Source organism: Lonepinella sp. MS14435 (assembly GCF_042485795.1).
Lineage (GTDB): Bacteria > Pseudomonadota > Gammaproteobacteria > Enterobacterales > Pasteurellaceae > Lonepinella.
In genome coordinates this window covers 1594231-1618472 of sequence record NZ_CP169368.1, presented here as the reverse complement: position 1 = coordinate 1618472, position 24242 = coordinate 1594231, and the positions used below count along the sequence as shown (strand labels likewise).

The 24242-nt window shown below is 37.3% G+C and carries 20 protein-coding genes; 17 read left to right on the top strand and 3 right to left on the bottom strand.

Annotated elements, in window-relative coordinates:
• Positions 1-780, bottom strand: a complete 780-nt coding sequence (locus O1Q80_RS07680) for a Zn-ribbon-containing protein (protein WP_386694161.1) — start codon at positions 778-780, stop codon at positions 1-3.
• Between the two features lie 112 nt (positions 781-892).
• On the opposite strand from O1Q80_RS07680, the gene O1Q80_RS07675 reads away from it, so the two are divergent.
• The 5 genes from O1Q80_RS07675 to grxB are packed head-to-tail and all read left to right on the top strand — an operon-like array spanning position 893 to position 3252.
• A complete protein-coding gene (locus tag O1Q80_RS07675; RefSeq protein ID WP_386686566.1) occupies positions 893-1186 on the top strand; it encodes a nucleotidyltransferase family protein in 294 nt (97 codons plus the stop codon).
• The gene (locus tag O1Q80_RS07670) at positions 1183-1539 is read left to right on the top strand and encodes a DUF86 domain-containing protein (RefSeq protein WP_132300462.1); all 357 of its coding nucleotides are present in this window, start codon (positions 1183-1185) and stop codon (positions 1537-1539) included. Before O1Q80_RS07675 ends, O1Q80_RS07670 begins: the two co-directional genes overlap by 4 nt.
• Positions 1540-1543: 4 nt before the next feature.
• The gene (locus O1Q80_RS07665; protein ID WP_386686561.1) at positions 1544-1870 is read left to right on the top strand and encodes a YqcC family protein; all 327 of its coding nucleotides are present in this window, start codon (positions 1544-1546) and stop codon (positions 1868-1870) included.
• Complete coding sequence (gene truC, locus O1Q80_RS07660) at positions 1864-2574, top strand: tRNA pseudouridine(65) synthase TruC (RefSeq protein WP_386694159.1); 711 nt, start codon at positions 1864-1866, stop codon at positions 2572-2574. Before O1Q80_RS07665 ends, truC begins: the two co-directional genes overlap by 7 nt.
• Before the next feature lie 27 nt (positions 2575-2601).
• Positions 2602-3252, top strand: coding sequence for a glutaredoxin 2 (grxB, locus tag O1Q80_RS07655; RefSeq protein ID WP_386694156.1), 651 nt, complete (start codon positions 2602-2604; stop codon positions 3250-3252).
• Positions 3253-3322: 70 nt separating this feature from the next.
• On the opposite strand, the gene O1Q80_RS07650 is transcribed toward grxB, so the two are convergent.
• On the bottom strand, positions 3323-4180 hold the full coding sequence (locus O1Q80_RS07650; RefSeq protein ID WP_386686552.1) for a fructosamine kinase family protein: 858 nt from the start codon (positions 4178-4180) through the stop codon (positions 3323-3325).
• Between the two features lie 324 nt (positions 4181-4504).
• Between O1Q80_RS07650 and thrS the strand changes: the two genes are divergently transcribed.
• Positions 4505-6436, top strand: coding sequence for a threonine--tRNA ligase (thrS, locus tag O1Q80_RS07645; protein ID WP_386694153.1), 1932 nt, complete (start codon positions 4505-4507; stop codon positions 6434-6436).
• Positions 6437-6495: 59 nt separating this feature from the next.
• Here thrS and O1Q80_RS07640 read toward each other — a convergent pair whose 3' ends face one another.
• Complete coding sequence (locus tag O1Q80_RS07640; protein ID WP_386694150.1) at positions 6496-7062, bottom strand: hypothetical protein; 567 nt, start codon at positions 7060-7062, stop codon at positions 6496-6498.
• Between the two features lie 274 nt (positions 7063-7336).
• On the opposite strand from O1Q80_RS07640, the gene O1Q80_RS07635 reads away from it, so the two are divergent.
• The 11 genes from O1Q80_RS07635 (at position 7337) to pepN (ending at position 24207) form a co-directional block, all read left to right on the top strand.
• Entirely contained in the window at positions 7337-8455 is a 1119-nt protein-coding gene (locus O1Q80_RS07635; RefSeq protein ID WP_386694147.1) for a homoserine O-acetyltransferase, read from the top strand.
• A 41-nt stretch (positions 8456-8496) separates the two neighbouring features.
• Positions 8497-12189, top strand: coding sequence for an exodeoxyribonuclease V subunit beta (recB, locus tag O1Q80_RS07630; RefSeq protein WP_386694144.1), 3693 nt, complete (start codon positions 8497-8499; stop codon positions 12187-12189).
• On the top strand, positions 12182-14176 hold the full coding sequence (gene recD, locus O1Q80_RS07625) for an exodeoxyribonuclease V subunit alpha (protein ID WP_386694141.1): 1995 nt from the start codon (positions 12182-12184) through the stop codon (positions 14174-14176). Before recB ends, recD begins: the two co-directional genes overlap by 8 nt.
• A 105-nt stretch (positions 14177-14281) precedes the next feature.
• Positions 14282-15010 carry a dethiobiotin synthase gene (gene bioD / locus O1Q80_RS07620; protein WP_386694138.1) on the top strand — a complete coding sequence of 243 codons (729 nt, stop codon included), beginning with the start codon at positions 14282-14284 and terminating at the stop codon, positions 15008-15010.
• Positions 15011-15190: 180 nt separating this feature from the next.
• Positions 15191-16618, top strand: a complete 1428-nt coding sequence (locus O1Q80_RS07615) for a peptide MFS transporter (protein ID WP_386694136.1) — start codon at positions 15191-15193, stop codon at positions 16616-16618.
• Positions 16619-16779: 161 nt separating this feature from the next.
• Complete coding sequence (gene pheS, locus O1Q80_RS07610) at positions 16780-17769, top strand: phenylalanine--tRNA ligase subunit alpha (protein ID WP_386694133.1); 990 nt, start codon at positions 16780-16782, stop codon at positions 17767-17769.
• Between the two features lie 16 nt (positions 17770-17785).
• Positions 17786-18250: a hypothetical protein gene (locus O1Q80_RS07605; RefSeq protein ID WP_386694130.1), complete on the top strand. Its 465-nt coding sequence runs from the start codon at positions 17786-17788 to the stop codon at positions 18248-18250.
• A 13-nt stretch (positions 18251-18263) separates the two neighbouring features.
• Positions 18264-20654 (top strand): phenylalanine--tRNA ligase subunit beta, encoded by a 2391-nt coding sequence (pheT, locus tag O1Q80_RS07600; RefSeq protein ID WP_386694128.1) that lies wholly within the window; start codon positions 18264-18266, stop codon positions 20652-20654.
• 2 nt (positions 20655-20656) lie between these two features.
• Positions 20657-20953 carry an integration host factor subunit alpha gene (locus O1Q80_RS07595; RefSeq protein WP_386686524.1) on the top strand — a complete coding sequence of 99 codons (297 nt, stop codon included), beginning with the start codon at positions 20657-20659 and terminating at the stop codon, positions 20951-20953.
• 69 nt (positions 20954-21022) lie between these two features.
• The gene (locus O1Q80_RS07590; RefSeq protein ID WP_386694126.1) at positions 21023-21520 is read left to right on the top strand and encodes a C40 family peptidase; all 498 of its coding nucleotides are present in this window, start codon (positions 21023-21025) and stop codon (positions 21518-21520) included.
• 71 nt (positions 21521-21591) lie between these two features.
• Positions 21592-24207, top strand: a complete 2616-nt coding sequence (gene pepN, locus O1Q80_RS07585; RefSeq protein WP_386696166.1) for an aminopeptidase N — start codon at positions 21592-21594, stop codon at positions 24205-24207.
• Positions 24208-24242 lie beyond the last annotated feature (35 nt).

The following is a 24242-nucleotide window of genomic DNA, read 5'->3' as shown; positions in this document are numbered from 1 at the left end:
TTATAAAAAATTCCACGATAAATTTGACACTAAACGGCAATGATCACATTTAAAATAAAACACGTCTGCAATGGGGGTATTTAACCGCCATTTACCACCACAACAGGGGCAACGACGTTGTTGTTCAGCACTCAAATTATCGCCCCCGATACGGTAAAGATAATAGTAGGTTGGCACATTAGTAGCCTGTTCTATCTCTTGACATAATGCCCGACCATGTTTAGTTAAATGGCTATTAATATCTGAAATTTCAAGTAGGGCAGATTTTTCTAATACAGAACCATTCATCTGCAATTGATCGCAGGCTTGCCAATCTTCCAACCATTTGATTAAATCAAGGCTTAAGTGCGGTTGGTTTTGAGCAATTTTATACAGTGGAATTGGGGCAAGATTATCGCCATTCACCACAGGTGAGCTAGAGCGTAAATAAGTGGTGTAAAGCACTTGCCAAGTTGGATCGTTTTGGTTGGTTTGATCTGACATTAAATCATCCGCTACAATCTGAAAACTTTGCAAAAAAACACCGCACTTTTCCAAATTTTCAAGGCAACGATTGACTTCGCTGTTATTATGTTCAGGCAATAGGCTATGTTGTTCAGGGCAAATAACCTTGATTCCAAATCCAAATTGATCTTCTTGTTCCGCTTTAAAAACAGGAATCTCACGTCCCAGAATTTGCCCGTTATAACGCCATTCATCAATCAGTTCAGCAAGTAGAATAAATTGCTGTTGGTATCGTTCAGGCTGTTTGTTTTGTAAAAAGATGTCGATGAGGTACATTTTTTGCTAAAAATTTAATTAAAATGGCGGTTATGTTACCTTAATTTGAGATTGAGATCGAGAACAACAGTCCCTATAATAAGTTATGTTGATAACAACTAGGTAAACTAAAATGAAACCTTCCGAAATTCTAAATCAAAACAGAACAAAAGTAAGACAAATTTTTTCCACTTATCCTAAATTACAAAATTTAAGGGTATTTGGATCCGTTGCTCGTGGTGAAGATACAGAAAATAGTGATATTGATTTTTTAGTAGAAGTTTTACCTGGTTCAAGTTTGTTTGATATTGGGGGGTTATGCTCTGATTTACAAGAAGTGTTTGGTGAGAATTTTGATTTAATGGAAGAAAGCAGTTTACCTTTGAAATTTAAAGAAACAGTATTACGGGAAGCGATTTCAGTATGAATAGATTATTGAGCTATATAAACGATTTGCAATGCTATGCAGAAGAAGCCTTGTTATTTATAGAGGGGATGACGGAAGCGGATTTTTTAAAAGATCGCAAAACACAGCAAGCTGTTACCCTTAATCTGATCACTTTAGGCGAAATTAGCACTACATTAAAACAAAAGGAACCTGATTTTTTGTTACTGACAGATTTTATTCCATGGAAAGATATTGCAGGAATGCGACATCGGTTAGTTCATGGTTATAATGAAATTGATCCTTTGTTAGTATGGGAAACGTTAAATCATCAAGTTCCAAAATTACTTGAGCAGATTCCTAGACTAGTAGATTTGGTCAATCAAGGAAAATGAATAAATGGCTCAACTCTTACATCACAAAACCAAAACCCATTTACGTGATTTACAAAAAATCCTACAAGAACTAGACCTATGGCAAACTGTGCCACCGTCTGAACAAGCCTTTGCCAGTCAAGAGCCTTTTGCCATTGACTATATGCAAGCTCACGAATGGTTACAGTGGATTTTTATCCCGAGAATGTGGGCGTTGTTGGAAGCGGGAGCAGCGTTACCAAGCAAAATTGCGATTTCACCTTATGTGGAAGAAGCCTTAAAAGAGCAAGAGCGGTTAAGTGAATTGTTAAGACCGATCATTGAAATTGAAAAGCTGTTAACTCAATGCTAGAAATCTTATATCAAGATCAATATATCGTTGCAGTGAATAAACCTGCGGGTATGTTGGTACATCGCAGTTGGTTAGATAGGCATGAAACACAGTTTGTGATGCAGACCTTGCGAGATCAAATTGGTCAGCATGTTTTCCCGATTCATCGTTTGGATCGCCCAACTTCGGGTGTGTTATTGTTTGCGTTAAATGCGGAAATCGCTAATTTAATCTGTCAGCAGTTTGAAAATAAAACCGTCCAGAAAAGCTATTTAGCGGTGGTGCGTGGTTATTTGATAGGTTCAGATCGTATAGATTATCCACTTAAAATTCAATTAGATAAAATTGCTGATAAATTTTCTCAAACAGACAAAGATCCACAGTCAGCAATCACGGATTATCAAGGCTTAAAAACTGTTGAAATGCCTTATGCGGTAGGAAAATATCAAACGGCACGTTATTCGTTAGTACGTTTAATCCCACAAACAGGGCGAAAACATCAGTTACGCCGTCATCTGAAACATATTTTTCACCCGATTTTAGGCGATACCCAATATGGTGATTTACACCAAAATAGAGCATTAGCAGAAAAAACAGGTGTAAGTCGGTTGATGTTACATGCCGAAAAACTTGAATTCAGTCACCCTGTCACAAATGAGTTAGTTCAGGTGAACGCTGGGTTAGATGAACAATGGAAAACCCTGTTTGAAATATTTAAATGGTAATATGATGATGAATGAAAGGAGAAAAAGATGAAACTTTATGTTTACGATCACTGCCCTTATTGTGTACGTGCCAGAATGATTTTTGGTTTTAAACAGCTTCCAGTTGAATTGGTTTATATTCAAAATGATGATGAAGCCACACCAGTGGGATTAATTGGTAAAAAAGCCGTCCCTATTTTGTTAAAAGATGATGGTTCTGCCATGCCAGAAAGTTTAGATATTGTGCGTTATGTGGATCAACATTATGCTGAAAAATGCTTGTCTGATCAGGTTCGTCCCGAATTAGAAAGCATGATTAAACAAATCGGTAGCTATTATAATCATCTTCTTTTGCCACGTTTTGTGCGGTTAGGTTTACCAGAATATAAAACGCAAAGTGCATTAGACTATTTTGTTAATAAGAAATCGGCATCGATCGGTGATTTTACTGAAAATTTGGCTCAAACGGAGCAATATTTAGCAAGATTACAACAAGATTTACCTATGCTTGACACCTTGATTTTGGCGGAAGATAAAGCCAATGGTCAGCAACTATCTATTGAAGATATTATACTGTTCCCGATGTTGCGTAATTTAACTTGCGTGAAAGGGCTGAAATTCCCAAGCCGTATTGAAAATTATATTCATACCATGGCGAAATTAAGTGGAATTGATCTTTATTTTGATAGAGCAATTTAAAAAAACAGCAAAAAAACACCGCACTTTTTTGATTTTCCCAGTAAAATGCGGTGTTTTTTTATTAGATTTTCTACAAAATCAATTCCAAAAATCGTTTGGTTAATTCCACATAATGCCCTTTAAAGCGATGACTGAAATTAAGCAAATAGTAAAGCTGATAAATCGGTTTGCGTTCAATATAATCCTCAGTCAATGGATAAGTGCGGTGATAATTTTGATAAAATTCATCAGGGAATGGCTCGAATAATTCGGTAAAAGCCAGATCACATTCACGGTCGCCCCAGTAACAAGCAGGGTCGTAACAATAAATTTTATGATTAAATGAACCGCAGTTTTCAATCCATAGATTGCCATGCAATAAAGATGGCGTTGGTTTATGTTTGGCAAGTCGAGCTGCCACCACGGCAACAATTTCTTCAATATTACCGAAATTTATACCCCGTTCTTTACAGAGTTGTAATTGCCAGCCGATACGTTGGTCTGCAAAAAAAGTTGCCCAGTTAGTTCGCCATTCGTTCGGTTGATAAACAGAACCGAGCCAAGTATCAAAATCTAAACCATAGCCCTCAAGCCCTTTAATTTGGTGTAATTTCGCTAATGCGATACCAAACTCTGCAAATTCTTCAGGGCTAGGTGTTTCTAATTGCAAGGCTTCAAGCAATAAAAAACTATGATTTTGCGAACAACCCACACCGTAAACTTTAGGTAGGTCAATGGTATGTGTTTTGGTTAATAATTCAATTTGATCGGCTTCAGCTCGAAACATGGAACGATAGGTTTTATCGTTAGTTTTGACAAAAACAGGTTGTATGCCATCATCAATTAACCAAGATTCGTGCATTTCACCCGTATGCACTTTATCTTTTTCTTTGATGGAATAGTAGGCACCAAATTGATCCGCTAATACTTGAGAAACTGATTTCCACATAGCTACTCCCTAAATTACCTCTGAAACTAACTTAATCATAAACTTATTTTCATGAATAATCTGTGACGAATATCAAATTTTTAAAAAATTATGCTAAAATTACTCACAATCCTTAATAGGATTGCTCGGGGCTTTGCCCCCGTTGCAAGCAACGTTCAAAATTCCTGTCGGAATTTTGTCACCGCACTTTTTGGCTATACAACGTAGGTATGGCACAAAGTGCGGTGCTTTTTAATGTAATTTTTTATTTTAACTCAACTTAATTTAACGTAAATGCAACAAGTCGCCTTTCGTATGGGCGACCACTGTAAACAAGGATACAAAATGCCTATTATTACTTTACCAGACGGTTCACAACGTCAATTCGATCACCCTGTTTCTGTTTTAGAAGTGGCACAAAATATTGGGGCAGGTCTTGCCAAAGCCACCATCGCAGGGCGTGTTAATGGCGAGCGTAAAGACGCTTGCGATATGATTGCAGAAGACAGCAAATTAGAGATTATTACCGCCAAAGACGAAGACGGTTTGGAAATTATCCGCCATTCCACGGCTCACTTATTGGGACATGCGATTAAACAATTATTCCCTGATGTGAAAATGGCGATCGGTCCAACTATTGAAAACGGCTTTTATTATGATGTGGATTTAGATCGTTCATTAACCCAAGAAGATATTGATGCCTTAGAAAAACGCATGCTTGAATTGGCGAAAACCAATTATGATGTGGTGAAAAAGCCGGTAAGCTGGCAACAAGCCCATGATACTTTTGAGCAACGTGGCGAGCCGTATAAAATGGCGATTTTAGACGAAAACATTGAACGCACCGCAACGCCAGCCTTATATCATCACCAAGAATATATTGATATGTGCCGTGGACCGCACGTGCCGAATATGCGTTTTTGCCAACATTTTAAATTAATGAAAGTGGCGGGGGCATACTGGCGTGGCGACAGCAAAAATAAAATGTTGCAACGGATTTACGGTACCGCATGGGCAGATAAAAAACAATTAAATGAATATTTAACTCGTCTTGAAGAAGCAGCAAAACGTGACCACCGTAAAATCGGCAAAGCCTTGGATTTATATCACATGCAAGAAGAAGCACCAGGTTTGGTGTTTTGGCATAATGACGGCTGGACGATTTTCCGTGAACTCGAAACGTTCGTGCGTACCAAATTAAAACAGTACGATTACCAAGAAGTGAAAGGTCCGTTTATGATGGACAGAGTGCTTTGGGAACGTACAGGTCACTGGCAAAACTACGGTGATTTAATGTTCACCACCCAATCAGAAAACCGTGAATATGCAATTAAACCGATGAACTGCCCGGGACATGTGCAGATTTTCAACCAAGGCTTGAAATCTTATCGTGATTTACCAATTCGTATGGCAGAATTCGGTTCATGCCATCGTAATGAGCCGTCAGGTTCCTTGCACGGTTTAATGCGTGTACGTGGCTTTACCCAAGATGATGCACACATTTTCTGTACCGAAGAACAAATTGAAAGCGAAGTCACCAGTTGTATTAAAATGGTTTACGACATTTACAGCACCTTTGGCTTTGTGAATATTGCAGTGAAACTTTCTACCCGTCCAGAAAGCCGTATCGGTTCTGATGAAATGTGGGATCGTGCCGAAGAAGGTTTAGCCAATGCGTTACGTCACAATGGTCTTGAATATGAAATTCAACAGGGTGAGGGTGCATTTTACGGTCCAAAAATTGAATTTGCCTTGCGTGACTGCTTAGGTCGTGAATGGCAATGCGGTACGATTCAGCTAGACTTCGCCTTACCAGGTCGCTTAAATGCCTCTTATGTGGCAGAAGACAACGACCGCCGTACCCCTGTGATGATCCACCGTGCGATCTTAGGTTCAATCGAACGCTTTATCGGCATTATCACCGAAGAATACGCAGGTTTCTTCCCTGCATGGTTAGCCCCTGTGCAAGCGGTCGTGATGAATATCACCGATAGCCAAGCGGATTATGTGCAAGCCGTAACGAAAAGACTTTCGGACGCTGGCTTACGTGCAAAATCTGATTTACGCAACGAAAAAGTCGGTTTCAAAATCCGCGAACACACCTTACGCCGTGTGCCGTATATGCTGGTTTGTGGTGATAAAGAAATCGCTGAAAATAAAATCGCCGTGCGGACACGCAAAGGGGCAGATCTAGGCACTTATGATGTCGATGAATTTGTGCAGATCTTGAAAGCACAAGTTCGGGGACGGGAATTGAAGTTGCTGGGTGAAGAATAGTTGTTAAGAGTAAAGTGCGGTGCAAATATTTTAAAAGAATTTACACCGCACTTTTCCTTTTACAATTCAATTTTAACTTTATTTTTCTTATTGTTATAAGTTCTTAAATAAGATCCATCCTGTAATGTGATGAAATTAGTCGAAGCTATGTATTTGAGTTTAAGATCTTTTTCACAACGTTTGGTTGAACGTGGTTGATCACACCATTCTTGAGTCTGATTAACAGCTTTTTCGCCATATTGCGGATCACCAAATTTAGCATAAGTTGCATCAAGGAGATTTGTGATATTTTCTGTGGTGTTTGGCACTTTATACTCAATGGAATATAGTAATAAGTCATCATTTTCAGTCGATGGTACAAACTCAAACGCAAATTCAATTTTATTTTTATAGGTAATAATTTTACGAATATAAGGTTCATTATTTTTGAGCTTGTTGTCAGATTTAAATATCATTGTTTTTTTACCGTCATCATTGGTAAAAGCATCTGTTTTTTCTTTTACTTGTTCATAGCTCATTCCAGGTTTAAACCCACTTAAATCGAAGTCTTTGGCTTCTAAGGCATAGCCAGTGTTAAGGTATAAAACAGAAATTAGAGTCAAAAGATATAATTTGAATTTTTGCATAATAAACTCCGTTATAGTGATAATAATATAAGTCAATGCCTTGCATTGTATTCATCAAATAGAAACTTTGCAAGTATATTAAAAAATAATGTAAGGTACTCAAGTTGTTATTGTTAGTAATAGCGTTTTTTCGTTAGGATAGAAGATATTTTTCGCTATAATCAATTCTAAATTTTAGCCGTCTAAACGTCTAAAATTTCTTGACAATCGACATTATCCTAGGTAGTTTATAGCTCATCGTAAAAATTTTTATCCCCGAACAACAGGATAATCAATGGCAGTACAAAAAATTACCTTATTTGAGCAGGAACCGCTAGATCTTGTGCTAGGTGGGAAACTTGATCATATTGAAGTGGCTTACCAAACTTATGGCGAGTTGAATACGGATAAGAGTAATGTCGTTTTATTATGTCATGCTTTAACTGGGGATGCCGAACCTTATTCTACAGAACCAAATAGCACAGGCTGGTGGCAGAATTTTATGGGTAAGGGGTTGGCTTTTGATACGGATAAATATTTTTTTATTTGCTCAAATGTGTTGGGTGGTTGTAAAGGCACAACAGGCCCTGTGTCTATTAATCCGAAAACAAGTAAACCCTATGGTAGCCAATTTCCCAATGTGATTGTACAAGACTTGGTTCGGGTACAAAAAGCACTGTTAGATGCTTTACAAATTTCCCATTTACATGCTGTCGTAGGCGGTTCTTTTGGTGGTATGCAAGCGACCCAATGGGCGATTTATTACCCTGATTTTGTGGATAATGTGGTTAATCTTTGTTCTTCTTTAACCTTTAGTGCGGAAGCCATTGGATTTAATCACGTTATGCGTCAAGCGATTCTGAATGATCCCAATTTTAATGGTGGGGACTATTATGATGGCGAACCACCAGCCAAAGGATTAGCTATTGCCCGAATGTTAGGCATGTTGACCTATCGTACGGATATTCAGTTAGCCAAAGCCTTTGGGCGAGCGACCAAAGCAGAGGGGCAATATTGGGGCGATTGGTTTCAGGTAGAAAGTTATTTAACCTATCAAGGTCAAAAATTTCTTGATCGTTTTGATGCCAACAGTTATTTACATTTATTGCGAGCGTTGGATTTATATGATCCAGCGGTAGGTTTTGACAATATTAAGACCGCCTTGGCACGTATTAAGGCTCGTTATACTCTCGTTGCAGTGACCAATGATCAGCTATTTAAAATTAATGACTTGCACAAGAGTAAAACCTTGTTGGAGCAAGCACAGGTAAATTTACAATATTTTGAATTTGCATCGGATTATGGGCATGATGCGTTTTTAGTGGATTATGATATTTTCGAAAGCAAGATTCGGGCAGGCTTGGAAAATGCCAATACTCCTCCAGCTAGTACAATGATTGATTTTATGATATAACTAGGCTAACAGTAGTTAGCCTTTATTTTTGGAAAAAAACGATGCCAAAAGCTACCGCACTTAACGCCAATTCAACCCCTTTAACCCACACCACGTTAATAGAAGCCTCCGCAGGGACAGGAAAAACCTATACCATGGCGAGCCTGTATATTCGTTTATTACTTCAAGCTGGCGAAAATAATTTTTCTCGTCCCTTATCGGTAGAAGAAATTCTAGTGGTTACTTTTACTGAAGCATCTACTCAAGAACTTAAAGAACGTATTCGTCAGCGGATTCATCTTTGTAAAAAACAACTTGAGCAATATCGGGAAACACAAGATAAAAAGGCATTTGCAGATAATCAACCATTAGCGGAATTAGTGGATTATATTGATGATATTGACTTAGCCGTTCAACGTTTGCGTTTAGCGGAACAGAATATGGATTTGGCAGCGATTTATACTATTCATAGCTTTTGTCGCCGAGTATTAACCCAATATGCGTTTTATTCAGGGATTCATTTTGAATTGGAATTAGTCAAAGATGAAACGGAATTATTAAAACGCTTTGCCAATGAATTTTGGCGTGAGTATTTTTATTCATTGCCTTACGAATGTACGGATTTTATTCACCGTTGGTTAGGTTCTCCGTCCACGGTTTTAAATCATATTCGTCAATATGTGAGTGGTGATCCGTTAAAAGCCGCAATAAATTCACCGCAGTTACTGGAGCATGATTTAAGTGAATTTTTACAGCAATATGTACAAAATGGACTACAGCAAATTCAGCAATTAAAACAACAATGGCAAGAAAGTGCGGTGGAAATTCGTCAATTAATTGATGATGCGAAAGAAGAAGGACGAATAAAATCAACGTCTTTTCGACAAGATCATGTCGCAAGTCGTTTTGCTAAAATTAATGCTTGGGCGGAGAATCCCTATCAATTTTCTTTGCCTGAACCCTTAACGGATTATTTTTCACAGCAATTATTTAATAGCAAATATTTAGGTAAACAACGAGATAATCCAATTTCTCATGCTTTATTTCGTTTGGTTGATGAAGTGAATACCATTGATTTTGCTTTGTATCATAATATCGTGCTATATCATTATATGCAGGCATTGAATGAAAAAATGATCGCATATAAATTAGATCACGCAGAAAAGAGTTTTGATGATTTATTACGTTTATTGCGTGATGCGTTATATGCCAAACAGGGGAATGAATTGGCTCATCGGATTCGTTCGCAATATCCATTTGCGATGATTGATGAGTTTCAGGATACCGATAATCGCCAATATCAAATTTTTGAGAAGATTTATCAAGCACAACCAAACTGTGGCTTTATTATGATTGGTGATCCGAAACAGGCGATTTATAAATTTCGTGGGGCGGATATTTTTACCTATTTACGAGCCAGTCAACAAGCCAAGCAATCTTTTACCTTAGCAAATAATTATCGTTCTAGTGGAGCGTTAATTCAGGCAGTAAATGGTATTTTTAATTTTGCCAACTCTTTTCTATATGCAGATATTCCTTTCCAATCCGTTAAGGCTGGCAGTAAACAGGCTGAATTTTTGATTGGGGAGAAAAAGCAAGCACCATTGGTATTTTATTTAGGTGAACAGTTAAATGATAAAAATAAATTGCTCAAAGGCGAAACTCAACAGCTATTTGCTGAAACCTGTGCAAATTCTATTTATCAATGGTTAAAAAGTGTTGGAAAAAACACCGCGGTTTTTGCCAAAGATGAGCAACGTGAAATCGTACAAGATAATGATATTGCGGTGCTGGTGGAAAGTTGGCGAGAAGCCGAGTTAATTCAACAAAGTTTACGCAAACGGGGAATTGCTTCGGTTTATTTGTCGGATAAAAGCAATGTATTTGATAGCGATGAAGCGAAAGAATTAGCTTATATTTTACGGGCTTGTTTAAATCCATTGAATACCAAAGCAATTTTAAATGCCTTGGCAACCAGTTTATTTGCTTTTACTGCGGCGGAAATTAATCAAATTAAACAACAAGATAGTCTGCTTGAACAATGGGTAAGTCGATTTGAAAATTATCAACGCCGTTGGTTACGTCATGGTGTGTTGGCAATGTTATACCAACTCTTTTTACAAGTAGATGAACATCAGCCTTGTATGTTAGAGCGAATGAAAGCCATGCAAAATGGTGAACGCCGTATTACCAATTTATTACATTTGAGTGAATTATTACAACAAGCCAGCCCAACCCAAGAAAGCGAAGCCAGTTTATTGCGTTGGTTTGAGTTACAGATTCAAAATAAACAGGAGCGTGATGATGAGCAACAATTACGGCTAGAAAGTGAAAATCAGTTGGTGAAGATTGTTACCATTCATAAATCCAAAGGGCTGGAATATGGCTTAGTGTGGTTGCCTTTTATTGCGTTTTCTACGCTTAAATCCGATGCCATAAGCACTTATCATGATGAACGAGATAAGCAGCAATATTGGGATATTCAGTATCAATATTCTACGTTAACCGTGCAGGAAAGTATGGCAGAAAAAATGCGATTACTTTATGTGGCATTAACTCGGGCGAAATATCAGGTCAATATCACCTTACCGCTACATTTGCAAGGTGAATGGACGGCTATTGGGTATGCGTTAACACAAGGTGAGATCGGTTTAAATGAAAAAATGCAGAATGTTTATGATAGCCAAGCATTATTAACGGCTTTGCAACAAAAATGGGGGCATGAAAGTTTAACCATTGAGCCTATTTTAAATACGGATATTGTTGTAGAAGATCGGAATAAAGCACAAAACACCACCGTAGCACCACTAAAAGCATCGGAATTTGAGCAAGACATTGAACGTGATTGGACATTATCGAGCTTTACTGGCTTAATGCAAAATCATCAACAAAATAAACAAAAACCTTGGTGGCAACCGCAAATCCAAATGTTAGATGAAAGTGCGGTAGAAAATAGTCGAGTTTTTGATGTGGCTAAAGATAACGATCAGTTGGTACAAAGTAATATAGCGTTGAAGCAAACTTCATTAGTCGATTGGCAAGATTATCCGACAGCACATTCCCCCGTGGATTTTCCCCATGGTTCTCAAGTCGGAACCTTGTTGCATTCGCTGTTGGAAAAAATAACCTTTAATCAGCCAGTCAATCCAGAACTGATAGCAAAATATTGCCAACAATTAGGTTTAGATGAAAGTTGGCAACAACCTTTTACACGATGGATTAATCATATTTTACAGACACCGTTATTAGAAAATGGGCTATACCTAGCTCAATTACCTGCTAAAGATTGCTTAAAAGAAATGCAATTCTATTTTAATTTACACCGCACTTTTGATGTGAATAAGTTTAATAGCTTGTTAAAAGCTTATCATCATTACTGGCAGGAACCTTGGCAATTCGATCAAATTCAGGGTATGTTGCGAGGTTTTATTGACTTGGTGTTTCGCTATCAAGGCAAATACTATATTGTGGATTATAAATCCAATTTGCTGGGGAAATCACCGCAAAATTATCAACCAGATGAATTGGTTAAAGCCATGCAAAATGAACATTATGATTTGCAGTATTTACTTTATACCTTGGCATTAGATCGTTATTTACGCTTGCGAGATCCTGCGTATAGCTATGAAAGCCATTTTGGTGGAGTGATTTATACTTTCTTGCGTGGTATGAATGGTGAAACGCAGTCAGGGGTATTTTTTGATCGTCCCAAAGCGGAATTGATTGCCAATTTGGAGAACTTATTTAATGCTTAAATTATTATTTTCGCTTTGCCAACAGCAACGGATTAGTCAGGCGGATTATTATTTTGCAAAATTGATTGCTGATAAACAACAAGGTTTAGGTTATAGCGAACAGCAACAAGCATTGGCGATTTTGGTGGCAGGGCTTTGTCAATATAGTTTATCACAGGGCAATACTTGTTTATTTTTAGATAGAGATTTAGCCAATAATTACTTTGGGTTGCGTTATATCAAAACCGATGATGGCATAGATTACGTAGCGGAAATTAATCAGAAAATAGCTAATTTACCTTTGCATCAATGGGCGAATATGTTGCAAGACCATATTGCTTTTACTCTTAGCCCACAAGAGAAAATTGCCCCCTTGGTCTTACAACATAATGCCTTGTATTTTTACCGCACTTGGCAAGATGAATATCGTTTAGCTGATTACATTAAAACTGCGGTGCAAAAACCACAAGATTTTTCGTTGCCACAAGTTAAAGCCTGTTTGGCTCGTTATTTTGAGCAAACAACAGCAACGACTAACTGGCAAAAAGTGGCGGTGGCAGTAGCGTTACGGCAATCATTTTGTTTAATTTCAGGTGGACCAGGAACAGGTAAAACCTATACGGTAGCACGGCTGTTGGCAGTATTGCAAAAATTACATCAAGGCAAATTAAAAATCGGTTTAGCGGCTCCCACAGGCAAAGCCTCCGCTAGATTAAGTGAAAGCATTGAAAAAGAATTAAACAGCGAATCTTTGCAACATTTATTAATGGAAGATGCAATACAGCATAACATGCCAAGTTCGGCTCAGACTTTACATAGCCTATTGGGAGTACGACCTTTTAGCGAAAAAACGGTTTATCACGCCCAAAATCCATTGCCTTATGATGTGTTGATTATTGATGAAGCGTCAATGATTGATTTGAGCCTAATGAATAAAGTACGAGAGGCGTTGGCACCACATTGTAAATTGATTTTATTGGGCGATAAGGATCAGCTTTCTTCCGTTGAAGCAGGTGCTATTTTAGGTGAGTTGGGGCAGTTTATGGGCTTGTATTTTGATCCGCAGCGGCAAAAAAATATCGGTTGTTATGATAAAGAATTTACTGAATATTTGACTGCCGTAACAGGGGAAACATTAATAGCCAGTGAAACGAGCTTATCAAGCATAGCGAATTGTTTATGTTATTTGCCAGATAGTCGCCGTTTTGATGAACATTCAGGCATTGGACAGTTGGCGACAGCGGTAAATTCTGTGCAATATTCTGTGGTTGAACAAAGTTGGACGTTGTTTAAGCAAGATTTTTCGCAAGGAAAATTACATCTGGTGGAATTTCTACCCCAGCAATTTGCGGATGAAAAAGATTTTAATGCACATTGTATCAATCAAATCGTGCAAAGTGCGGTGCAAAATTATCGAGATTATTTAGTTTATTTACAACAGAATAAAGATGACTTGCACAATGAACATTACCAAATGTTATTTGCTAAGTTTAATTCAGTTCGGTTTTTAACTGCATTACGCCAAGGCGAGTTTGGGGTAGAATCACTTAATCAAACGATTGCCAATACACTGCAAAAAGCAGGCTTGGTAAAATTCCAACAGCAACGAGATTGGTATCTCGGCAAGCCGATTATGATTACCCAAAATGATCGTAATGTAAATTTAGCCAATGGAGATATTGGCATTTATGTGGGGCATAATTTGGTCTGTTTTGACAGTGTCGATAAACTGGGTAACTATAAATTGGTTTCTCGTCATCGTCTTCCCATGCAATATGAAACGGCTTATGTGATGACGGTGCATAAATCGCAAGGATCAGAATTTAACCATACATTTTTACTGTTACCAACGAAAAATAATCCCGTACTAAGTAAAGAATTGGTTTATACCGCCATTACTAGAGCGAAAGATGAATTTACTTTATTTGCCACCGAGCAGATTTGGCAGCAAGCAGTACAGAAAAAAAGCAAGCGACAATCGGGATTAAAATTTGTTTTGGATCAATAAATGGCAATAAAACCAATAAAAACTACATAAAACTTGCGTTAGCTCAATAATTCTTTGGTAAAGATATTTTACAATGATGCCGTTTTATCGGAAAAGGATTAAATTATGAGTAGTTTTTTTGTAACAGGTACAGATACCAATGTGGGGAAAACGGTGGCAACTCGAGCCATTATTCAAGCGTTACAAGAATTAGATATTGATGTGGTGGGGTATAAGCCGATTGCTTGCACGCAAGATGATGAAAATGCAATGGTCGGGATCGTGGAGCAAGAGGGGGATTATGGTACGGAAGATAACGCGGACGTATTAACCTTGATGAATACCACTAAGCAAAATGTGGGCTATCGGGATATTAATAGTTATACTTTTGGACATACTATGCCATTGTTTACTGATCAAAGTGAACAAATTCAAATTGAGAAAATTAATCAAGATTTGGATAAGTTAAATCAAAAATATCAAACAGTAGTGGTTGAGGGTTGTTTTGGTTGGTTGTCGCCGATTAATAAGCATTTTAGTTTCGCCGATTGGGTAGTGACTCATCAAATGCCAGTGGTATTGGTGGCGGGAATTAAAGAGGGTTGTATTAATCACACTTTGTTGACGGTGCAATCTATACAAAATTTGGGCGTGCCATTAATTGGTTGGATTGCCAATCGGATTAATCCTTGTTTGGGACATTATGCGGAAATGATTGATACATTAAGTAGTAAAATTGATGCTCCATTACTAGGTGAAATTCCTTATATTTATAAACCAGAAACGCAAAATTTAGCAAAATATATGACCAATATTGAGCGGTTGACTTATTTGAAAACGGAATTAGTAAGATAAGCGTAGATCTGCGTTGAATCAATAAACCGAGAGTTATTATGCTGTCGGTTTTCTTATTTTTAGCATTAAATTGTGAAAATTTTGTGATCATTCTCTCATTTTTGATATTTTCTACTTTGTTAATAAATTGTTATATTGTAGATTGAAAATTGAGAATAACAATTATAGAAGGAATAAATTATGCAACAAAAAACTTTCTTTGGACATCCTTATGCCTTATCGAGTCTTTTTCATATAGAGCTATGGGAACGTTTTTCATTTTATGGAATGAAAGCAATTTTATTTCTCTATTTGTATTACGAATATAGCCAAGGTGGACTTGGTATAGATAAAAATATTGCAGGCGGTATTGTTGGTGCTTATGGTGGTAGTGTTTATCTTTCTTGTTTAGTTGGCGGTTGGGTAGCCGATCGTATCTTAGGTGCGGAACGTACATTGTTCTATTCTGGCATTGTGGTGATGTGTGGACATATTATTCTTGCACTTGTACCAGGCTTAGAAGGCTTGATCTTAGGTATGATTTGTATTGCGTTAGGTAGTGGAGGTGTGAAAACTACCGCTAGTGCAACCTTGGGAACCTTATATGAAACCGATGATACTCGCAATATGCGTGATGCGGGTTTTTCTATTTTTTATATTGCAATTAATATTGGTGCATTATTAGGTCCGTTATTAACGGGTATTTTACAAAAATCTTATGGCTTCCATTATGGTTTTGGTGCTGCCGCTGTTGGAATGGCGTTTGGTTTATGGATGTATTCTCGTGGACGTAAAAATTTACCACCGAGTCCTGTACCTAATCCATTAAACAAAAAAGAACAAAAACAAGCTGGATTTTCTTGGTTAGCTCTAGTTGCTATTATTATGGTCACTATTTTTTCAGGATTTCTTTCCCTACAAAATTTCCCGAGAATATTGTTAATTTGTATTATTTGCTTAACTATTGGCTATTTTGCTCGGTTATTGATGAGCCATAAAGTTGAAAACAAAGGGAATATTGTGGCATTTATCCCGTTATTTATTACAATCAGCATTTTCTGGTCGCTATGGGCGCAATTTGATACGGCAATGATTTTGTATTTTGAACAAACGATTGACCGTAATATTTTCGGTTTTGAGCTACCTGTTGCTTGGTTGGGTTCATTACAAAGTTTGTGGGTAATTTTGATTGCTGGATTATTAGCAACCCTTTGGACCAAAATGAGCGATAAGCAGCCAAAAACACCACTTAAATTTGCCATTTCTATGTTGGCATTAGGTGTAACTTATTTTGCATTTTCCTTAATGGTATCGGATCAAGGTTCAAATTTCTTATTGTTCTTCTTTTTTATTTTACTGATTACTATCAGTGAATTATTATTAAGTCCAGTATCCTTGTCTTTAGCTACGAAAATTGCCCCTAAAAATTTCCAAGCCTCTATGGTGGCGTTGACATTCTTATCCTATTCTCTTGGCTTCACCTTGAGTGGTGTTATCTTTAAAAATGGTTTTGATGAAAACGACCCAACCAGTTTTTATGAAATGATTGGTGGAATAGGTTTAATTACAGGTGTTTTGCTGTTGTTATTGGTACCTGTACTAAACCGTTTATTAAAAGGAAAAGATTAGTTTTTGCTAAATTAATGGCAAAAGAGAGCAAAATTGCTCTCTTTTTTATTTGTTTAGTAGAAAAATTATCAAATTCATTAAAAATCACGTGATTTTTGAATAAGTTAATATTATCATTAAAGGCATTTTTGAAAAACACATTAAATTTAAGAAGGGTAGGTATGCAAAACCTTAAAGAGATTACGGAGCAGGCAAGACAAGCCTTAGATGAATTACAGGATAAAGGTCTAGAGGCGTTAGAAAATTTCCGAGTAGAATATTTTGGTAAAAAAGGACATTTTACCCAGTTAATGCAAGGTTTACGTGATGTAGCAGCGGAAGAACGCCCAGTAGTAGGTGCGAAAATTAATGAAGCTAAACAGATTATTTTAGATGGTTTAAATAGCAAGAAAGAACAGTTAGAACAAGCAGTATTAAATGCGAAATTAGAAAAAGAACGTATTGATGTGAGTTTACCTGGGCGTAAAGTAGAAACAGGTGGGTTACATCCTGTAGCGATTACTATTGAACGTGTAGTGAAATTCTTCTCGGAATTAGGTTTTTCGGTAGAAAGTGGTCCAGAAGTGGAAAGTGATTATTATAACTTTGATGCTTTAAATATTCCAAAACATCACCCTGCTCGTGCCGATCATGATACTTTCTGGTTTAATCCAGAACTATTATTACGCACCCAAACATCAGGCGTACAAATTCGTACCATGGAAAAAATGCAACCACCAATTCGCATTATGGCTCCAGGACGTGTTTATCGTAATGATTACGATCAGACACATACACCGATGTTTCATCAAATCGAATTGCTTTATGTGGATAAAAAAGCTAATTTCACCGAATTAAAAGGCTTGTTAGATGATTTCTTACGTGCGTTCTTTGAAGAAGATTTACAAGTGCGTTTCCGACCGTCTTATTTCCCATTTACTGAACCCTCTATTGAAGTAGATATTATGCGTCAAAATGGGAAATGGTTAGAAGTATTAGGTTGTGGTATGGTGCATCCAAATGTTTTACGTAATGTGGGTATTGATCCAAATGAATACAGCGGTTTTGCGGTTGGTATGGGGGTTGAGCGTTTAACTATGTTGCGTTACAACGTGACAGATTTACGTTCATTTTTTGAAAATGATCTTCGTTTTTTAAGACAGTTTAAATAATACTAGGAAAGTAAATATGAAAAAATTAGCCGTCATAGCTTTGGCTCTATTTTCAGTTTCAGTAATAGCTCAAGCTGCTAATGCAGAAACATTAGTTAAACAACCACAAGCAGCCTTGTTTGTGCTGGACACTTCTGGTAAGCAACCTAAATTACTAGAGGGAACTCAGCTTTCTCGTTCAAAACCTCGTAATTTATGTATTCGTATTTTTGATGTGCCAATTCAAGAGCAAAATATGTTTGCCGAGTATTTTTCAGCACCAGCACCAATGAATATAGTTTCAAAGGGTTCAGAAGTAAGAATTGATGAAGATAAAAAAGGCTTTTTGGTGGTAACTAACATGAATAAAGCGGATATTAAAGATAATCTTATAACAAGATGTTGGGAATTTACTCCGCAAGATCCGATTGGTAAATATAATGTAGAAGTTCAATTCAATGACATTGTTTTCAAAGGATTGTCATTTGAAATATTGAGATAAGAGAGATTGATAGATGAAATTTAGTGAACAATGGGTTCGTGAGTGGGTTAATCCTGCCATTACAACCGAACAATTATGCGATCAAATAACCATGCTTGGGTTAGAAGTGGACGGTGTAGAAGCGGTTGCTGGAGAATTTTCTGGTGTGGTTGTGGGTGAAGTGGTGGAATGTACTCAACATCCAGATGCGGACAAACTACGTGTGACCAAAGTCAATGTTGGCGGTGAGGCTTTATTGGATATCGTATGCGGTGCACCAAATTGTCGTCAAGGATTAAAAGTAGCTTGTGCGACAGTAGGTGCCGTTTTACCAGGTGATTTTAAAATTAAGAAAGCTAAATTACGGGGTCAGCCATCAGAAGGTATGCTGTGTTCATTTCGTGAGCTTGGTATTTCAGATGATCATGGTGGTATTATTGAATTACCTAGTGATGCACCGATTGGCACCGATTTACGTGACTATTTACAATTAAATGATCAAGCTATTGAAATTAGCTTAACTCCGAATCGTGCGGATTGTTTAAGTATCGCAGGGATTGCTCGTGAATTAGGGGTAGTTAATAAACAAGCAGTAAAAGCACCGCACTTTGATACACCATCAGTAACGATTACTGATAAAGTAGAGATTAAAATTTCTGCTCCAGAAGCTTGCCCTCGTTATTTATTACGTGTGGTGAAAAACGTCAATGTTAAGGCCGCAACCCCGATGTGGCTGAAAGAAAAGTTACGCCGTTGTGATATTCGTTCTATCGATCCTATTGTGGATATTACAAACTATATCTTACTTGAGTTTGGACAGCCTATGCACGCTTTTGATGCAGAAAAAGTGACGCAACCTTTTGATGTCCGTATGGCAAAAGATGGAGAGCAATTAGTCCTATTAGATGGCACAACAGCAACATTACAAAGTAATACGTTGGTCATTGCAGATCAAAAAGGACCATTAGCGATGGCTGGTATTTTTGGTGGTCAAGCCAGTGGTGTTGATGCGGAAAATACCAAAGATGTGATTTTAGAGGCGGCTTTCTTTAATCCATTAGCGATTATTGGTCGTGCTAGACAATATGGTTTACATACTGACAGTTCACACCGTTTTGAACGTGGTGTGGATTTTGAATTACAACGTAAAGCCATGGAAAGAGCAACAGCCTTGTTATTAGAAATCTGTGGTGGTCAAGCTGGCGAAATTTGTGAAGTCGCTAGTGAGCAATATTTGCCTAAAGTGAAACAAGTACAATTACATCGTGAAAAATTAGATAGCTTATTAGGTCATTATATTGATAACGAAACTGTAACAGATATTTTCCAACGTCTAGGCTTTGCTGTGAGTTTTGCCAATGATATTTGGACGGTAACATCGACAAGTTGGCGTTTTGATATTGAAATTGAAGAAGATTTAGTGGAAGAAGTGGCACGTATTTACGGCTATAACGAAATCCCTAATAATTCACCGTTAGCACATTTAAAAATGCGTGAACACCGAGAAGCGGATGTTGATGTATCCAGTTTAAAAACCGCATTGGTTGGCAATGATTTCTATGAAGCCATTACTTATAGCTTTGTCGATCCAAAAATTCAGCAGTTGTTACATCCAGATCAACCTGCGTTAATTTTACCTAACCCGATTTCAAGTGAAATGTCGGTAATGCGTGTATCTTTGCTAACAGGATTACTTGGTGCAGTGTTGTATAACCAAAACCGTCAACAAAATCGAATTCGTTTATTTGAGTTAGGATTACGTTTTATTCCAGATGAAAAAGCTGAATTTGGGGTTCGTCAAGAACGAGTGTTTAGTGCGGTAATGACAGGGACTCGTTTAAATGAACATTGGGCTGGTAAAACCGAACAAGCAGATTTCTTTGATTTAAAAGGTTATCTTGAAAATCTTTTATCCTTGACTGCATTTGCAAATGACGTTAAATTTATAGCGAAAGCCTTTCCTGCATTCCACCCAGGGCAATCTGCTTCAATCGTATTGAATGAGGAAGAAATTGGCTTTATTGGGCAAATTCATCCGAATATTGCACAAAAAATTGGTTTGAATGGTAAAGTTTTTGCTTGTGAGATTTTAGTGGATAAAATTGCACAACGTAAGGTAGCTGTGGCAAAAGAGATTTCCAGATTCCCAGCTAACCGCCGTGATTTAGCTTTAGTCGTGGGAAATGATGTTTCTGCTAGTGATGTATTGGATGTATGTCGTGCTGTAGCTGGTGAAAAATTAACGGGCATAAATTTATTTGATGTTTATCAAGGTCAAGGTGTGCCAGAAGGGTATAAAAGCCTAGCAATTAGCTTAATCATTCAAGACACTGAAAAAACTTTGGAAGAAGAAGATATTAATGCGGTAATTTCTGTTGTATTATCCGAATTAAAACAACGTTTTAATGCTTATTTGAGAGACTAATTATGACATTAACTAAAATTGAAATTGCAGAAAATCTCATTGAAAAATGTGGATTAGCCAAACCAGAAGCGAAAGAGCTTGTGGAAGGTTTTTTTGAACAAATTCGTGTTTTCTTAGAAAAAGGCGAGGATGTAAAATTATCTGGTTTTGGTAATTTTGAACTGCGTGATAAATCCACTCGACCAGGTCGTAATCCGAAAACTGGAGAAAGTGTTCCTGTTTCCGCTCGTCGAGTTGTGGTGTTCCGTCCCGGTCAGAAATTACGAGCTCGAGTAGAAAAAGCAAAACCAAAAGGTTAATCGAAATTATTGAAAAGCTATTCATTCGGTTGATGAATAGCTTTTATGCGATATTATAAAGGAAGATCGATGACTTTTTATCAGCGATTGGGTTATTTGTTGTTATTGATACCATTATTTTTGACGGGCTGTTCTTCATCATCTGATAAAGGCGATTATGATGGTATTAATTATCAAGGTCAATTAAATGATCCTATAATGGTGATCACCTTATTAAGTGAGCAACAACGTGAATGGGCTGGTGTTCCTTATTTATTAGGGGGTAATACTCGTTCAGGGGTGGATTGTTCTGGTTTTACCCGTACTACATTTAAGGATCGTTTTAATATCCAGCTCCCAAGAACCACAACTGAACAATCTCGTTATGGTAAACAAGTCCCTCGTTCGCAAATTCAAACGGGAGATTTAGTATTCTTTAAAACAGGACGAGGACCGAATGGTTATCACGTAGGGATTTATGTCAAAGATGATAAATTTTTACATGCCTCAACTAAAGGTGGGGTGATTTATTCTTCATTAAATAGCCCTTATTGGAACAAAGTCTTTTGGCAAATTCGCCGAATTTAATCCCAGAAGACGGTAAGTTACGCAAATTTACCATATTAATTATATAATCTTTATATTTGCCTTATTTGGATATTCTTATGCAAGCTAAATACAGAAAAAATTATCGTACACCAGACTTTACTATTACGCACATTTCTCTTGATTTTCAACTCGATCCAACGCATACCGTAGTAAAAGCAATTACTCAAGTCAAACGCTTAAATCCAGAAGCCACTAGTTTACGTTTAGATGGGAATAGTTTTCAATTTGCATCTATCAAATTAAATGGGGTAGATTTTACTACGTATCAACAAGATAAAGATAGCCTGACATTAAATTTAGCAGAAGAACAAAGTGCGGATCAATTTGAATTAGAAATTGTTACTTATCTTGTGCCAGCGGAGAATACTTCATTACAAGGGTTATATCAATCGGGTGATGGCATTTGTACGCAATGTGAAGCTGAAGGATTTCGTCAAATTACTTATATGCTTGATCGTCCAGATGTATTGGCTCGTTACGATGTCACAATTACTGCGGATAAAAGCAAATATCCATATTTATTATCCAATGGTAACCGTTTAGCTCAAGGGGATTTAGATGACGGTCGCCACTGGGTGCAATGGCAAGATCCATTCCCTAAACCGTGTTACTTATTCGCCTTAGTGGCAGGGGATTTTGATTTATTACAAGATAACTTTGTGACCAAAAGCGGTCGTAATGTGCTGTTAGAATTATATGTGGATCGAGGCAATTTAAATCGAGCGGATTGGGCGATGCAAAGCCTGAAAAAAGCCATGAAATGGGACGAAGATCGTTTTGGCTTAGAATATGATTTAGATATTTATATGATTGTTGCCGTGGACTTCTTTAATATGGGAGCAATGGAAAATAAAGGCTTGAATATATTTAACTCGAAATTTGTGTTAGCCAATCCACAAACTGCCACAGATACCGATTATTTAGATGTAGAACGTGTAATCGCTCACGAATATTTCCACAACTGGACTGGTAATCGTGTGACCTGTCGAGATTGGTTCCAGTTGAGCTTAAAAGAAGGTTTAACGGTTTTCCGTGATCAAGAATTTTCGTCTGATACGGGTTCACGAGCAGTGAATCGAATTAATAATGTACAATTTTTACGCACACATCAATTTGCGGAAGATGCAAGCCCAATGTCGCATCCAATTCGCCCTGAAAAAGTCTTAGAAATGAATAATTTCTATACCGTAACGGTGTATGAAAAAGGGGCAGAAGTGATCCGAATGATGCACACCTTGCTAGGTGAAAAACGTTTCCAAAAAGGTATGCAGCTTTATATTGCAGAAAATGATGGTAAAGCGGTTACTTGCGAAGATTTTGTTTCTGCCATGGAACGTGCTTCAGGCGTGGATCTAACACAATTCCGCCGTTGGTATAGTCAATCAGGTACGCCTGAATTAACCATCACCGATAGCTATGATGAGAAAAAACATAGCTATAAATTAATCGTGTCACAAATGACACCACCAACTGCCGATCAAATGAGTAAAGTGAATCTGCATATTCCATTAAAGATTGCTCTGTATAATCAAAAAGGCATACCATTTACTTTATTGAAAAATGGTGAATTAGTGGATGAAGTATTAAATATTACTGAAAACGATCAAGTGTTTGAATTTCATGATATTACCAGTCGCCCTGTGCCAGCGTTATTATGTGATTTTTCTGCACCAGTGAAATTAGATTATGACTATACAGCTGAACAATTAATGACGTTATTGAAATTTGCTCAAAACGAATTTGTGCGTTGGGATTCAGTGCAAATGTTATTTAGCTTTGAATTACGTCGTTTATTAGAACAGTATAAAAATGCTCAACCACTAGAATTTTCTCCACAAATTTTAACCGCACTTTCTCAGGTATTGGCAAATTATCAAAGTAATATTGAATTAACCACGTTAATACTCACCTTACCAAAAGAAACCGAGTTTGCTGAACAATTTAAGGTAATTGATCCTGAGGGGATCGCTATTGTGCGTGATTTTATGCAGCGTACCTTGGCAGAAAGCCTCAAAACACAGTGGCTTGACACCTATAATCAAATTTCTTTGGACGGTTATCAAGTGAATACCCAAGATATTGCAAAACGTGGTTTACGCAATCTGTGTCTGCACTATCTAGCCTTTACAGAATTGGGTAATACAATGGTGAATAAGCATTATTTGTATGCGAACAATATGACGGATTGCCTTGCAGCGTTAAATTCTGCTTGTAAAGCTCAATTAATTTGTCGAGATAATTTAATGACTGATTTTGAACAAAAATGGCACCAAGATGGGTTAGTGATGGATAAATGGTTTGCTTTGCAAGCCACCAGACCTGATGAAAATGTACTATTAAATGTACAGCAATTAATGGCTCATCCAAGTTTTAACTTTAATAATCCAAACCGTTTGCGTGCATTAGTTGGTAGCTTTATTAACCAAAATCCAAGAGCATTTCATGCGGTAGATGGCTCGGGTTATCGTTTCTTAACGGAAATCTTGATTAGTTTGAATAAAAGTAATCCGCAAGTCGGAGCACGTTTAATTGAACCGTTAATTCGTTTTAGACGTTATGATAGTCAACGTCAACAATTAATGAAACGAGCATTACAACGTTTATTTGAAGTGGAAAATCTTTCTCGAGATTTATATGAGAAAATTGAAAAAGCGTTGAATAGCTAAAATGATTTTATAGGGGTAGAATGCGATCTACCCCT